This window comes from Serratia oryzae, from assembly GCF_001976145.1.
Classification (GTDB): Bacteria; Pseudomonadota; Gammaproteobacteria; order Enterobacterales; family Enterobacteriaceae; genus Chania; species Chania oryzae.
Genome location: NZ_MOXD01000004.1, coordinates 203,248 through 218,321, shown reverse-complemented (window position 1 = coordinate 218,321; position 15,074 = coordinate 203,248). Strand labels below are relative to the sequence as shown.

The following is a 15,074-nucleotide window of genomic DNA, read 5'->3' as shown; positions in this document are numbered from 1 at the left end:
CCTATTCCAGCAAGAGATGGCGGGCAAGCTGCTCGACAAACTCTTCATCCTGACCACTAGGGTGGGCCGCAAAGGCCAAATGTAAATATTCATGGGCCAAATCCAGCCGGTCCTGCAATGAGTAGAGATCCCGAACGTAGATACGGCTGTACATGCGATCAACATGGGGCTTGCCAGAGAGTAAACGGCATACGGTGAACTGCCCCACGGGTGTATAACCCGGCTGAATGTCCAAGGCTTCACGCCAGCGTTTCTGTTGAGTGACTAACCAGGCTTCGGCTTCCGGTATCGCCTGGCACAACGCTTCTGGCCGATCCCAGCGCCCCAGGTTAGCCCGTGGGTAGGCATGCGCTAAAATCGCGTCATAGCGCATTCCCTGTTGGGCTTGAGACACCGCCTGCTGCCAGGACAAACGGTTACTGCCAGCCTGATCGAGATGGTAAGTCACTGGCGCACCGGCCAGTACCAGATCGGCACTCCAGGCAGCAATCGCACGCGCCGCCGCCGTTGCAGGCTCGGGAGCGACACGCTGGCTGGCACTGCTGTCGGCGATCAGTAAGCACTCCCCTGCACGCGCGGCGTTCTGCAGCAGATAAGTGCGGATCGCCACCGCCAACGCCTTTGCCGCTTCAGCAGGCTGGGCTGCGGCTTCACGCTGTAATACCCGAGCAACGTACTCTTCTCGATCAAGACGGGCCGTCAGGGTCAATCGCCCCGAATCCATACGCAGGAAAAGCTCACCCAGGCTCTCGATCGCCTGAAAGTTGCCATTGCTGAACTCAACCTGATAGCGCCCGCGTAATGCCCCCGGTTCGACCGGCGTTGGCTCACCGCTGCGGCGTACGGCAACGATCGGGTAACGATCAAACATGTTCACCACCACGCAACCCAGAGGATCCACCGGTTGCGCCTGCGGTAACACGTTGTTCAGCACGCTGGCATAGTTTTGCAGGACCGTTTTACTGGTCCCTGGGGCTTGCCCCCATAGCGGCGTGCCGTCCATCAGCCATCCCGCAAAGCCACCTTGGCGCTGTTCAGGATCCTGCTCGTCGTGCCAGCTCCAGGTTTTTATCCGTAACCGGCTGCCTAATGCCCCCACCAACTTACCGTCAGGGGGTAATAACACCTCCAGCAACAGGTTACGCGCCTGTTGCTGGCCCGGCAGCGTAGCCAACACCGCCAGCAGTTCGGCAACCGACACCCGCTTTGCGGGCTGCAACTGGGCCAGATCCTGCAACCAGGCCGGGCTCTGCTGGCGTTGCCAATAGCTGGCCCACTGTTGCGGATCCAGCTGCAGACGCTGAGGGCTGAAGTAGAGGCCGCACGATTGCACCAAGGCCCGATCGCGCCCAATCTTTTGCCCCGGCTCGCAGCAATAAACCTCTTCCTGCGGCTGACTGCCGTTGCAGGTGTACTCTGGCTCATGCTGTTGCGTGTCTACCAGGTAGGCATACACCAGCAGCTTCCAGATACTGCCCAGCGGCGTGGTGAGCGTGGCTGGCAGCGGTTGCTGGGCAAGCTGCTGGTTCTGGCTCAGAATGAGCAGCTGATTTTCCTGCCCCTGCGGCAACGCCAGCTGCAGCCGCGGTTCCGCACTCAGCGCAACCGCAGGCAACATCAGCAGCCACCACAACCAGCGCCACATCGATTATTTCACCGTCACGGTTTTCAGGCCGCGGCTGTTTTCCGTTGCCGCTTCCTGCGGCGCATACATGCGCGAATAACGGATCGGCGGCAGCAGGAACTCTCCTTTCTGTGAGAAGCGGATCAGATGACGGTAGACCTTGCTTTCCACCAGTTCATCCACCGGCACCACATAGGAGAGCTGGCCCATCTCATTGCGGGCTTTCTCCAGCGGTATCCCACCCTTGCCACTCAGCCCCGACACCGTAATGCCCCAGGTCGTGCGCTCAACGTCCGCCCCCGGCGGCAATGGCACCTCGAGCAGCATATAGCGCTGCGGCACATCGCTTTTATTGGTTAATGTCACTTCATCCAGATAGAGCGCATCGCTGGCAAGCGCTTCATTTGGCCCGACAGGAAGTACCGAAAACTCAAAGGCTTTATCCCCGGGAACCAGCTTCAGTAAGCGATGGCTGATATCCACCGGCAGCGGTTGTTTTGCCCGATCAACACCCGCGGCGCCCAGCGGCAGGCTAAAGTTAACTGAAACATCCATGGATTGTGCTAAATCAGCTGGCAGTTCAAGCGGCGGGACCGGCTCCTTACCTGTCCACTGCCAGTAACGTTCCCCCAGGGTTCCCTGTAATGCCGCCCAGCCCGCTCCCGGGTTAAATTCCACCTGCGATGTGGCGGTGCCTAGCGAATTGTACAGCCAAGCCAAAGCCAACGCGCGCTCCGGGCCCGGCTGTGACGGTAGCAGTTGCGGCAACAGCCAGGCGACCTGCTCGGCATCTGCCCCGCTGGTGCGCCAGATCGCCGCATAGGCAAACGGATGCTGGCTATAGGCAATAAACTGCTGGCTTTGTTTTAACGCCTGCAATTCCTGCTCCTGCAGCCGGTAACCTGGCGTTTGCTGTAACAGCGAGTAGGTCAGCACCCGTGCCACGGCCAGCCCCAGCTTAGAATTGGGGGCCGCCATCACCAGGCTGTCGGTTTCTGCCAGCGCATTGCCTTCCACCGCAGTGGCATTTGGCAATGACTCCGCCAACCCTTGCAACATGCTGGTCACCGGTAAATGCATCTCCTGCGCAAAGGACAGCAGCAGCGCACGGTGCAGCATTGGCATTTCGTCCGCCTGCTGTGCATACACGTCCAGCAAGCGCTGCCAGTGTTCTGCCGGGATCGCCACACCTAACGCCTGGCTGGCATACCAATCCGCGTAATAGGCGTAGGCGGTCAGGAAGGCATCAGGATCCCCCTCCTCACCCCACCAGGTGAACTTGGCCCCAGGCCCGGCCATCTGCATCAGGCGCTGACGGTTATTCTGCATGATCTGCCGCAGGGCATCCCCCCGCTGCGTGTCTTCTTTCGCCAGCATGTTATAGGCCAGGCTCAAAGGCAACAGGCGGCTGGCAGTGTTAATCACGCCGCCGAAAGGCTCATTCAGCAAGTCATCCAAACTACTGCGGAACAGTGATTGCGCATCACCATTGATGCGCAGCCGAACGTCATAAGCGCCGGTCGGCAAGTTCAGATTATTGCTGCCGCCATGCAGGCGGATATCCCGCTGCTGCGGCACCGACCAGTTATCTTCGAGCACTTTCAGGTCAACGCTCAGGGTATCCAGCACCTGGCCGTTTCTCACCACCTCGGAGATCCAGCGCCCGGAATGCATCGCTTCCACCGGCTGGCTGACATAGTTCACCCCTTCATGCAGGGTGAGCGGCTGAGTCAGAGTCTGATCGCCATAGCGCGTGCGCAGCTCTACCGCTGCTGGTTGCTTGTCCTGACTGAAGATAAACAGCCCAGGCTGCGGGCGATCGCCCTGGCGGAACTGCGTTGCCCCGCTCCATTTCAGGTAGAGCGGCTTCTCTGAGCGGGTAAAGCCCTGTTTCTGCCCCACCTGCCCCTGCGGATTCTGTGCGCGTACCGTGATCCGCCAGCGGGTCAATGAATCCGGCATCCGGAAGCTGAAGGTGGCCTTACCGTTGGCGTCAGTAACCAAATCCGGCTGCCAGGCCGCCGTATCCACATCCTCACGGCGCGGGCGCTCCAGCACCTTGACGCTGCGATCGCTGCGGTTGGCGCGCCCTGGCGCGGTGAGCGAGCCCGGTAGTGCCAGATCGTAGGCAATAAACGACAGGCTGGCGCTGGTGCGCACATTGTTTCGGCGTGGATGATAGAAGAACTGCTCGATAGCCGGGGCGATCTCCGGCTGCAGGGCATAAATCATCTCATCCACCACGCTCACGGTCAGATGAGCGGCGACGGGTTTACCGGCAAACTGGGTATCCAGCGCCACCTTCACCGTTTCACCCGGTTGGTAAACGGCTTTATCGGTTTTGATAGCAATATCAATGCTCGGCATCGAGACTTTGATCCCGGCATTCTGGAAGCTGTACTGCCCGCCTTTACTGTACAACACCGAAAAAGTGAGGTTGGGCGCAAAATTCTCCTGCACGGCGATATGAGCAAGATACTGCGTATCGCTCAGGCGCTGCATTTTGATCCACTCGGCCCCGCTGGCCAGCAACGCGATCTTCTCTACCTTGTCGCGCTCCAGCGTCAGCAATGCGTGATCAACCGGCTCCGGGAAAGTGATCAACGCCTGGGCAATTTCACCCACCTGGTATTGCCCTTTATCCATCACGATCTCAACGCTGCCCGGCACGGATTTCTCTCCTGGGCCGCTGACCGTATGGCTGGTTGCCCCCAGGATCATGCCCTGCTCGCTTCTCAGGGTCACCGTGTAAGTACCGGGTTTCTCGAAGGCAATGGTGAAGGCATGTTCCGCCGCCGGTAACGGCGCCGTGGTGAGTTGACGATCTTCCAGCCGCAACCACTCATAAGTGGCCGGAGCAGTACCGTTACCCTGTAAATTGCGGAAACTGAAGGCCACCGCTTCGCCAGCCTGGCTAAAACGCTTTGGCGCAGCGATCTCATAGCGCGATGCCCCGCGCTCAATCAGGATCTCGCGGGTGGTTTTGACCCGGTAGGCCGCCCCGTCGCTGGCAAAGATGGTTAACAGATAGCGGCTCGGTTTATCCACCGCGGGCAGATCCAGCTTGGCATGGCCTTTGTCATCGGTCGTCAACTGTGCCGTTTTCAGGGCAACTGGGAATTTGCCCTGGTACTGCAGATCGTTGCTGACCATCGAAAGCTGCTGGCTGTAAAGGCTAAGATCCAGGCGCGCATTAGCCACCGGCTTGCCGTCGGGGTAGAGCAGCACGATGTCACCGGTCACCGGCTCATTGGTGCGAAAATCGGTTTTCGCCATCGCCAGTGAGATTTCGAAGTGCGGTTTAAGGTAGCTGGCCACACGGAATGAGCTGCTATAGACCTGATTATTGTAGGTAGTACGGAGTTCATATCCCCCCGCCACAGCGTTTTCTGGCAGTTGGAAACGGCCATGAGCCCCCGACTTGCCATCGATCTGCAGGTTTAGGGTTTGCAATTCCGCACCGTTGGCATCCAACACGGTTAAGGCCACGGCCGCAGGTTTGATCGCCACAGAATCCAGCGCATTCTTGAATTCACGCCCCAGCAGTTTGATCTCGACCCAATCACCAGGACGATACAGCGGGCGATCGGTAAAGGCATACAGCTTGGTATCGTAAATCTCGCTGTCGTAATAAAAGTTCTCTGAAACGAACACCCCACCTTCGCGATCTTCGCCCAGCAGATAGGAGCGCTCTGGCGCAATATGGCGCAGGTTCAGCAGGCCGTTGCTGTCCGTCTGACCACTGCTCAGGATGCCCAGCCCGTCGCTCCACAGGATCTGGCTGCCCCCCACCGCCTGGCCATCATGGCGGTTAGCCGTCCACACCAGCAGTTCGTTGCCGGAAATCTTGCTCAACGCAACGGTATTGGCCACAAACACCACTGTGGTAGCGCGGTGGTTGCCAATCAGAGCTTCCACCAGATACAAACCCGGTTTCAACTTGCCCAGCGGAATGTAGACATTCCCCGGCAACGGCTCAATAAACCGGCTGGATGACCCTTCCATTTTTACCTGTTCCGGCGGCTGGATCGGCTGGGCGTCCCACAGCGGGTAGCGGAACTGGCTAATCAGCGGCAGGTTTTTCAGCGGCGCAAACTGGGGCTGAATCACAAACTTGCTCGGTGCCGCCAGGGCCTCACCGATTTTCAACTCTGGCAATGCGTTGGTCACTTCCTGCCGAGCATCAAAGGAAAAGGTCCGTTGCATTACGCGGCGCGATTTGCCGTACCAGTTATCCCACAGGTACGACAGGGTGTTGGATAAACCTTCCCCCTGATATTGCCCTTCCAGCATGATGCGATGCAGGTTTTTCTGTTTTTTCAGGAATTCCATCGGCCGATCGATCCGATACAACCGGATATCCACCCCGCCGTACTGCTCGACCTCAAAGCGACGATAGTCACGCCCTGGCGCCTCCAGGCGCACTTTGGCCACTTCATCACTGGCAAAGCTGCTGTCAGAAAGCAGGAAAAAGGATTGTTTGGGGATCGAATAATCACTCGCTGGCAGGCTGCCTTCGGCCTGCACATGAGCTATCGGCAGTAACAGCGCGACTCCGATCAGCAGTTTGCGGCACTGGCGTAGAAATCTATTCATCGTGACAGGAAGCCCAAACGATAAATGCCAATGAAGTTGGGGTTCGATTCGTCGGGTATCCATCGGGTATCCTTCCATTTCATCAATTGTTGCATACTCACCGCACGCATTCCGTTATCCGTCGGGGTGGTTGTTCCGGTGTGATAGGCGATATAGCGGCCCATCCAGATCATCAGGTGCTGTTCATCGCCCTGATCAAAAAACAGCAGATCGCCGGGCTGTGCCTGGTTCAGGTTACGGCCCAGCAGTTGGCTATTGAATTGAATCAGCTTGATGGCATCCACATAGGGGCCCTGCTGGCCACCGCCTTGCTGCCAGCGCTGGGCAAACTGCCGCTGCTGTGGGCTGATGACCAGCTCTGGCGGCAGGTAACGATTGGATAAACCGTTCGCCCGCAGCCATTTGCTGTCATGAACCTTCAGCGACTCATTGGCGGCAAACCGCACCAGCCCGGCACAATCCTGTTGATACCAGCGCGCACTCGGCCCCTGATTCAACTGCTCTTCAGCAATGCGCACAAACCAGGCACGAAAGCGGGTTGATTGTTCAGGGTCGAGCGATGCCACCGGGGTTTCAGCCTGAGCTTGCCAGGTAAAAAACAGCGCCGCACTGAGCAGGCATAGCGCTATTGACCTCATAGCCCCTGCCATTTCAGCGGTATCCACTGCCAAGGTTCTTTCACCTCAATATTGGCCGGCAGGACCAGGGCATAACTCTGCTGCCCGGCCAAGGCGGCCAGCTTGGGTAGCAACAGCGTCTGCGCCGCGTTATGGAAGATGGGTTCCAGGTTCTTCGGCAGGCTGGCGAACACTTCCTGTTTAAACAGCCCCGACAAAGCCTCCGGGGCCATATAAACCGGCACCACCACCTGCGGTGGTAACACATCGGCGATCGGCGGGAAGTTTTTATCCAACGTCTGCAAGGCTTTGTTCACCAGTTTGTCATCCAGCGAAAACAGTAAGGTCCGATCGTGGCGCGCCAGGCTGACGCGGAAGAACTGGCTGCCCAACAGGCTTTCCTGCACCCTGGACTCGCTGAGCGGATACTGGCCGTAACGGGAGCTGACTTCACGCTGCCACAGATGAGCCTGGTTTTTGTTACTTGTTACCACCGGCACCGGCTGTTTCTCTCTGGCGCCGATCGCCGTGTCAAACAGGGCCGCCAGTTTGCTGTCAACTCGCGCATCTGCTGCGCTCTCCAAATGGCCGACAAACAGCGGCGTATAAAGATGTGAGTCAGGGTACCAGCACAAACCGCTGATCCCGTTCATCGCCAACGATGAGGCATCGGCATGTTCAGTGGAATCGGCGTTATCACTGATGGCATCCACCCGTTGCAACAGGTATTCCGGCACGCTTTGCGACACCGGCAACGCCAGGCAGAAACTGGCACCCATCGGCATGGTTTTCCAGACGGGGCTGAAATCAAAAGCGGCATCGCCCGCCGTTGATGGATCGTTCAGCGCCAGATAGCTCGCCCACCCTTGCGCTTGCATCTCAAACCGGACACCGGCAAACGCCGGGACAAAGCGCTGATAGCCAAACCCAAGATAGTTGGCGCTGACTGAAATGCGGTGAGCCGTTTTATCGGCGGCGGAGGCGTTATCGCTGGCGGCATTGCGCGCTTTCAGGCCAAAACTTTCTGGCCAAGGGGTGCCGCCGCTCAACAAAGCGCTGGCAACCTGCGAGGAATCTTGCGAGGGTGCCTGCTGGTCATACAACATAGCGATATCGGAAAACAGCAGCAGATTGTCGCCGTGGCTGGCAAACAGCAGTGATTTATTAGCGCTGTAGCGCAATTGATACACCGAAACCGTTTCATTGCCGATCTTGAAAGGGGCGAAATCCATCCGTTCCAGTTGAGTATCATCCGCCGCCACCTTGGCTAACGGCTCCAGCAGGCGCGCCAAACCACCGAGTTTGATCACCGCCATAAAGTGATCGAGCCTGCCGCGCTCGTCATGCCAGAGCGCAATATTCGCCGGTTGGTCGAGGAGCGTCTCCAGCAGGTTATCGCGCAACGTTAACTCATGTTCGAAGATAATACGCCGCAGACTACCGGCAATGCCCAGACGATCGGCATTGTTCTGGTAATAGAAAACCAGATCTTCCGTCAGGGTATCGCGCAGAAATGGGATCGCCAGCAGATCTTTAGGCAACCGGCTCAGGGATTCGCTTTCGATCAACACATCGGGGTGATGGAGATCTATCTGCAGATCATTGTGCCAGACCAATTCTTTGGGAGGTGAAATTTGGTGAGGCAACATTAAAAAATGCTGAATACCCCATACAGCGGCAGAAATCACTAAAATAATACCGACTGCCCAAAATCCATATTTACTGCGGCTTTGTTTTGCCACAGATGTAACATTCTTGTTATCAACAGTCATTATGGCCGTTCCACACCAGGCATGAGATATAACGCGACGCTTGAATGACCATGCGCCAAGAGATGAGCTCAACAAAAAACCAGCAATCATTGCTTTAATAATACTTTGCAGACCATATTATTATGATTGTAAATATGAAATAACCTTAAGTCTGCAAGCCCTGATTATCGCGGCAGTATACCCATCCACATAGCGTGAGTCGAATGACAAATAATCTTATTTTTCAAGGTTTGCGATCTGTCTAGCAGTACCGGACATAGCTATCTTTTATCGATGATTTTTCAAGCGAAAAGAGGTCGGTGATTCGTGTTTCCCGCGCCCCTTGCGTTTCAATTTAATATCATGATGCTGCATGCCTCCTCAAGAAAAATAAGATATATCTTAATCAAGAGATATATCCCAGGAACCATCTTAACAAAGAGTTAACATTAAGTTTTTCCAGCTTAGCTTTCAGATAATTTTTAACTCCTTTTCAACCCATTAACAATTGGAGCATCGCGCATGCTGGGTGAAAATCAAGCAACTGACAGTGACTTTATCCTGCCCTCAAATATCAATCCAGTCACAATCTGGAATAATCGGCTGCGACGATGGCATCCACGCAGTAAACAATAATGCAATTTTCAATACGAAATCTTCTTGGGCAGATTAAAATTCCTTCAAAGTCAAGCATAAGGATTTCGCCGTTTATTGTTAGACACAATCTCCATCTTTGAAGAGTTTGTATCATGTTGATTTGCGCGGGCGTTGATATAAAGGAGGATGTAGAAGGGAAGAGGGTAGGCGCTACGACAAACGACGTTTAAGTTACCGCTTATCACTTGACGTGCAACGTCAGATTGCCGTGATCGAATCCTACTTATGGCGAGGATAAGAATAAGCGCCTACGTTCTTAGCTGATGAAGCCCAGGGTGGCTGAGATCAGAAAGGAGAGACAATTGCGCCAATCCGCTTGCATAAGTCAGAGTAAGCCGCGTCCAGTTTGTCAAAAAATTTAGAGATGGTCAGTATGATTTTCATGATCGTTTCCTCAAAGGGATGGGTTGTCTTTTATGTGACGTGCGTCACATAAAACAATCTACTCTTTTCAAAACGGTATTTCAATATTTTTGTGACTTAAATCACAAAAAATACAATTTTGTCCATTCAACTCACTGACTACAGCGCTTACCGAACAGCACAAAAAATCGCAACTAATTAATATTAAATAATTTTTTATTTTAAGCTGTCTTCATCCCCCACAGAAATATCCCGCTGAGAATTTTCTGTACAAAACATTGTTGTGTGATCTCCGTCTCGTTTCCCACTCAACAACAGTAATATAAAGAACGTCGTGTCAAATAAATTGAAACGATGTTTTATATATGGCGGATACATGGAAAAGCAGATAACAGTCAGGCATACGATCGCATACGGGAGTGCGAACTTACTGGGTAGTGGTGCGCTCGCGATCAGCGGCGCCTGGTTGATGTACTTCTATACGACTTTTTGTGGCCTTTCTGTCGTAGAAGCCGCAGCGATCTTCTCACTCGCCAGCATTCTTGATGCCATCAGCAACCCAATCATGGGTTACATCACGGATAACTTTTACAATACGCGCCTTGGCCGGCTATTTGGCCGCCGTCGCTTCTTTATCCTGATCGGGATCCCCCTGGTACTGTTCTATCCGCTGCTGTGGATGAGCGGTTTTGGATTTTGGTATTACCTACTCACCTACGCCCTGTTTGAACTGATTTACACCTCAATCATGGTGCCGTACGAAACCTTAGCGACAGAAATGACCACCGATTTTGCCAAACGCTCCAAGCTCACCGGCTCGAAAGCGATCTTTGGTAAAATTGCGAACTTTATGGCCGCTTTTATTCCCGGCCAGTTTATCGCCATCTATGGCAAAGATTCCCCTACCCCGTTTCTTTATACCGGGATCGCCTACGGTGCCATCATGTGTCTCGCCATGATTTCCCTGTACGTCTCCTCATGGGAACGCCCGGCCAGCGAAGTGGTGAAGGAAACCACCACCAGCCTGGGGCAGGCGCTGAAGAAGCTCTGTATCGATATGATCTCAACCTTCCGCTTACGTATTTTCCGCAAGCATTTGGGCATGTATCTGTTTGGCTTCGGTGCGGAATGGCTGTTCGCTTCGTCGTTCACCTATTTCATCATCTTCGGCTTACGCCAAAGCGCGGTGCTGGTTTCACAACTCAACAGCTTCAGCTCGGTGATGCAGCTTATCTCAACCGCATTCTTCATTGGTATTTGCGTGAAAATGGGCTTTGCCCGGCCGTTCCGCATTGCCTTGCAGGTGGTGATTGTTAGCGTGATTGCCTACGCCGCCCTTTACTTCACCGGTTGGTCTGATACCGCCACCGTGATCGTCTTGTTTGCCATTACCGCCGTTTTTGGCCTCAGCACCGGGGGGATCTATTACATCCCCTGGACCGTGTATACCTTCCTGGCTGATGTGGATGAGGTGCTGACCGGGCGTCGGCGTGAAGGGCTGTATGCCGGTGCCATGACCTTCGCCGGGAAAATGGTGCGTTCTATCATTGTCTTCGCCATGGGCTGGACGCTCAGTAAATTTGGCTTTGTCTCTGGGCAATCAGCGCAACCGGAAATGGCAGTACAGGCGATTGTCGGCGTCTTCGCGATTGGTGTCATAGCGCTGGCACTGGTGGCTATTTTCTACACCACGCAAATGAAGCTGGATAGAAAGAGCCATATGATCCTGTTAGAAGAGATTGCGCGGATCAAAGCAGGCGGAGCCATGGCCGATATCTCCCCGGCTCACCGGGCCATTATCGAAGAGCTGACGGGGTGGAAATATGAGCAATGCTGGGGCAACAACCCGTTAGGGCAAAAAACACCGCAGGATAAACTGACCAAGTTAGCGCCGCAGGAGTAATCACATTTTCGGGAAGCGATAGGTTGCTTCCCGAAAGCTTTTCCCTCATTGAAGCCCGGTCAAGAGGCTGGGGAACCACCCTAACGTCTATTTTCAACCATAATGGTTCTTTTTTTACGGTATTTGCCATGACTGATATCGATAATAAAAACAGGGAATTAGCCCACTTCGCCTTTTGTGCGCAGGTCGCCATGAAGCTGGCCGAACAGGATGGGAAGGTGACATCTTTATTAGACGGCCATGTGTTTTTGCTGCGTTGGCTGGTGACCGCACAAAAACAGAAACGCTTTACCAAGCAAGTCGCGCCAGAAATAGCCTGGCTGATCGCACGCGGGCGTCAATTAGGCATGCAAAGCAGGCTTTATGAGCGGGTACAATATCTCTATTTTTCCTGGGTAGATCCTATCGAGCAGCAGCCAGATTTACATCGGCTGACCTATATTATCGAGGCATTGAAAAATGCAGGCTGGCGTTACTACGTGCTGACGCCAGAAGAATGGAAAACGGAAGAAGTCCCTGCCCGCGTGAATGGCATTAATGCGCTGATGATCGAGATGAACCATCTTAATAGCGTCTTTTGCAAACAGGGGGCGCAATTAGCCCCGTTGGAAATCAGAGTATTAGGCGATTTACAGGTGTTTGGCATCCTACTGCTGGAGCAAAAGTTCCACGTTTTTCAGGTGCTCGGCGAAACTGCTTATGCGCGCCTGTTTGTCAGCATCGACGAAAAAATCCCCGAGGTGGCGTAAATGGGCTCAATGCAGGCGCTGTTCACCTGCATTGCTTATTCAACCTGATCGACCTCCGCTGGCAGGTTTCTCTTGACGCGCGGATACTTCCACAGCCAGCGCCCGCTGGCCATACGCCAATAGAAGAATGCCCCGCGCACCGCCCAATCACTGAACATCCCCAGCCAGACCCCGACTACGCCCATGCCGAGCAGCACGCCCAAGGTATAACCGGCCACCACGCGGCAGCCCCACATACCCAGCATGGCAACCCACATGGTGAAGCGAGCGTCGCGCGCACCTTTCAGCCCGGCGGGTAATACCCAGGAAGCCGCCCAGATCGGCATAAACGCCGCGTTCAGCCAGATCAAAATTTTCACCACCTCTTTCACGTCTTCTTCTTGGGTATAGAAAGAGGCAAACAGCCCGGCAAAGGGGGCGGTGCCCCAAGCCAACACCGTCAAACCAATGGTTGCCAACCAGAAGATGTAACGCAATTGCTGCTCGGCCTGGGCGATCTGCCCTTTGCCCAAACGCTTGCCGACAATAATGGTCGACGCCGAACCCAAGGCACTGCCAGGCAGGTTAATCAGCCCAGCAATGGAAAAGGCAATAAAGTTACCGGCGATCACGTTGGTGCCCATACCGGCAACAAACATCTGCGTCAGTAATTTTCCGCAGTTGAACAGCACCGACTCGATACTGGCAGGAATGCCAATTCCCAGCACGTCACGCAGAATATTGCTGTCGAGCGGAGTGAAATAGCTCCTCAACGTGATACGCAGCGCTGGGTTCAGGCCGATCATCAGCACATAAATAATACCAGCAGCGCCAATATAGCGGGAAATGGTCAACCCCAGGCCAGCGCCAACAAAGCCCAGCCCATCCCAGCTAAACAGACCATAGATCAGCGTGCTGCTGATCAGAATATTGAGGATATTCATGCCGACATTGATCAGCAGCGGGATCTTGGTATTCCCCGCGCCACGCAGTGCCCCGCTGCCAATCAGCGCAATCGCCGCCGCCGGGTAACTCCACACCGTGGTTTGCAGATAAGACAGCGCCAGCGCCTTCACCTCGGGCGTAGCCTCACCGGCAATCACGTTGATAATCGCTTCACCAGCCAGGTGGATCGCCAGCGCCAGCAAAAACGCCAACGCAGTCATCAGCACCAGCGACTGGCGCGCCGCTGCCCTAGCCCGCTTGCGATCCCGCGTGCCGAGGCTAAAGGCCACTACCACCGTAGTCCCCAGATCGACCGCGGCGAAAAAGGCCATAACCACCATGTTGAAGCTGTCTGCCAGGCCAACACCCGCCATCGCCTCTTTACCGAGCCAGCTCACCAGGAACGTGCTCAGCACCCCCATTAGCAATACGCAGGTATTTTCTAGAAAGATTGGCAGCGCCAACGGGGTAATCTCGCGCCAGAAGAGCACCCGATAGCTTTTTCGTTTGGCATACCAATGCGTTTTGGTCACGCTCTGGCACAGTGCCGCAGGTAAGTTCAAAATTAGCCTGAAGAGTGGAAGTGAAACAACGTTTCAATAATGATTTATAGGCGCTTATTCTGCAAGGCCTTTTTCAGCTTATTGCTGGGGAATAACTCTCTTCTGCACTATTCCATCAATATATCGTTCCCGGAAAGTCCCTAAACGGTGTGAAATATTATTTTTGCTAATGAGTTGGCCAGAGAAACCTGGCCAATCCTCGATTAATGGTAGCTTTCAGCAGTAGATATAATATGCTCGGCATGCGAGTAAATATCATCTACTGTATCTATCGGATGACGGGTTTCTTTCTTGTCGGCATCAAACAGGCCAATATACATTTGATTGCGATTGAAATGTAATCGGCAAATCGGCTTTCTATTATTATCATCAAGCAATATGCCAAAATAGCTCTTGGTATCTCGATGAGAAATTCTGCAAGGCTCAACGACGGTGCGAATGATAGATTTCACGATATGAAACCCTTCAATCTCATCTTCAGTCGTGACAATGCTGTCAGGCTCTGGGAGCGGCACGGCTACCGGCTCAGCGCTCTCCTCCTTCGGCTCATTATTCAAGGTGGATTGCGGATGAGAGCCACCGCTGATCGCCGACTTCAGGCGTTCGTTGACTTGGTCGTTCAGCCATTGACTGGCCGCTTTCTTCGTTAAGGTGGCAAATAACTCACGCACCTTCAGTGTCAGCATGCCATCATAAACCCTGGAGGCAAAAAACTTTACGAAGTCCTCTTCTGGATTCGTAAACTGCGTGGAGAATATTTTCTTGATCTGGCTGACGTACTTTAATTCTCCAGCGGCGTTAACTATTGATTCTACATCAAATGCTGACTTCGTAAGCTTCACGATCTCAGGAACCACGTTTTCATCGATGTCCAACAGGTCTAACTCCAAGAACGGCTTTTCATCCATCTTGTTTGGCGCATCAAGATCGGTGAAAAATTTATAGATCTGCCCATTGGTTAAAATAGATATTCTTGCGTTGGTAACATGGAAATATCTAAATAACTGTGACGCATGATTGACATTCAGCGGTTCACCGATTTTTTTACATTCAACCAGGATTTGTATCTCACCATTTTTTAAAATAGCGTAATCTATTTTCTCGCCTTTCTTGGTTCCGACATCACAAATAAACTCAGGTGTCACCTCCGTGGGGTCAAACACATCATAACCTAGCACTCTATTGATGAAAGGCATAACAAAAGCACTTTTTGTCGCTTCTTCTGTCTGAATAACCGCAGCCTGCTGTTTGATCTTGGCTGAAAGACTATACAACTCGTCTAAAAGCGCCATAAAGTGCCTCCATGTCAAATGGTTAGAGTTTTCTA

General features: G+C 53.7%; 8 protein-coding genes. 2 read left to right on the top strand and 6 right to left on the bottom strand.

The genetic code is table 11. The features are described from left to right. Position 1: 1 nt before the first annotated feature. The 4 genes from BMI79_RS09370 to BMI79_RS09355 are packed head-to-tail and all read right to left on the bottom strand — an operon-like array spanning position 2 to position 8,609. A complete protein-coding gene (locus tag BMI79_RS09370; RefSeq protein WP_076941874.1) occupies positions 2 to 1,645 on the bottom strand; it encodes a DUF2300 domain-containing protein in 1,644 nt (547 codons plus the stop codon). A 3-nt stretch (positions 1,646 to 1,648) separates the two neighbouring features. Beyond that, complete coding sequence (locus BMI79_RS09365) at positions 1,649 to 6,283, bottom strand: alpha-2-macroglobulin family protein (RefSeq protein ID WP_083704399.1); 4,635 nt, start codon at positions 6,281 to 6,283, stop codon at positions 1,649 to 1,651. Further along, entirely contained in the window at positions 6,217 to 6,858 is a 642-nt protein-coding gene (locus BMI79_RS09360; protein WP_095996114.1) for a DUF1175 family protein, read from the bottom strand. The genes BMI79_RS09365 and BMI79_RS09360 overlap by 67 nt, the downstream gene beginning before the upstream one ends. Beyond that, positions 6,855 to 8,609, bottom strand: a complete 1,755-nt coding sequence (locus BMI79_RS09355; protein ID WP_095996113.1) for a DUF2138 domain-containing protein — start codon at positions 8,607 to 8,609, stop codon at positions 6,855 to 6,857. Before BMI79_RS09355 ends, BMI79_RS09360 begins: the two co-directional genes overlap by 4 nt. 1,375 nt (positions 8,610 to 9,984) lie before the next feature. Here BMI79_RS09355 and BMI79_RS09350 point away from each other — a divergent pair. Both BMI79_RS09350 and BMI79_RS09345 read left to right on the top strand, forming a co-directional pair. Continuing rightward, positions 9,985 to 11,511 carry an MFS transporter gene (locus BMI79_RS09350; RefSeq protein ID WP_076941871.1) on the top strand — a complete coding sequence of 509 codons (1,527 nt, stop codon included), beginning with the start codon at positions 9,985 to 9,987 and terminating at the stop codon, positions 11,509 to 11,511. 128 nt (positions 11,512 to 11,639) lie between these two features. Beyond that, positions 11,640 to 12,260, top strand: a complete 621-nt coding sequence (locus BMI79_RS09345) for a DUF2913 family protein (protein WP_076941870.1) — start codon at positions 11,640 to 11,642, stop codon at positions 12,258 to 12,260. Positions 12,261 to 12,295: 35 nt separating this feature from the next. Here the strand turns inward: BMI79_RS09345 and BMI79_RS09340 are convergent, their stop codons facing one another. Both BMI79_RS09340 and BMI79_RS09335 read right to left on the bottom strand, forming a co-directional pair. Then, positions 12,296 to 13,747: an EmmdR/YeeO family multidrug/toxin efflux MATE transporter gene (locus BMI79_RS09340; RefSeq protein ID WP_076941869.1), complete on the bottom strand. Its 1,452-nt coding sequence runs from the start codon at positions 13,745 to 13,747 to the stop codon at positions 12,296 to 12,298. A 203-nt stretch (positions 13,748 to 13,950) separates the two neighbouring features. Further along, positions 13,951 to 15,039: a type I restriction endonuclease gene (locus tag BMI79_RS09335; RefSeq protein ID WP_076941868.1), complete on the bottom strand. Its 1,089-nt coding sequence runs from the start codon at positions 15,037 to 15,039 to the stop codon at positions 13,951 to 13,953. Positions 15,040 to 15,074 lie beyond the last annotated feature (35 nt).

Excerpts from the sequence above, each read along its gene's own strand:
- BMI79_RS09365 (WP_083704399.1), bottom strand. The coding sequence starts at position 6,283 with ATGGATACCCGACGAATCGAACCCCAACTTCATTGGCATTTATCGTTT.
- BMI79_RS09350 (WP_076941871.1), top strand. The coding sequence starts at position 9,985 with ATGGAAAAGCAGATAACAGTCAGGCATACGATCGCATACGGGAGTGCG.
- BMI79_RS09360 (WP_095996114.1), bottom strand. The coding sequence starts at position 6,858 with ATGAGGTCAATAGCGCTATGCCTGCTCAGTGCGGCGCTGTTTTTTACC.
- BMI79_RS09345 (WP_076941870.1), top strand. The coding sequence starts at position 11,640 with ATGACTGATATCGATAATAAAAACAGGGAATTAGCCCACTTCGCCTTT.
- BMI79_RS09335 (WP_076941868.1), bottom strand. The coding sequence starts at position 15,039 with ATGGCGCTTTTAGACGAGTTGTATAGTCTTTCAGCCAAGATCAAACAG.
- BMI79_RS09370 (WP_076941874.1), bottom strand. The coding sequence starts at position 1,645 with ATGTGGCGCTGGTTGTGGTGGCTGCTGATGTTGCCTGCGGTTGCGCTG.
- BMI79_RS09355 (WP_095996113.1), bottom strand. The coding sequence starts at position 8,609 with ATGACTGTTGATAACAAGAATGTTACATCTGTGGCAAAACAAAGCCGC.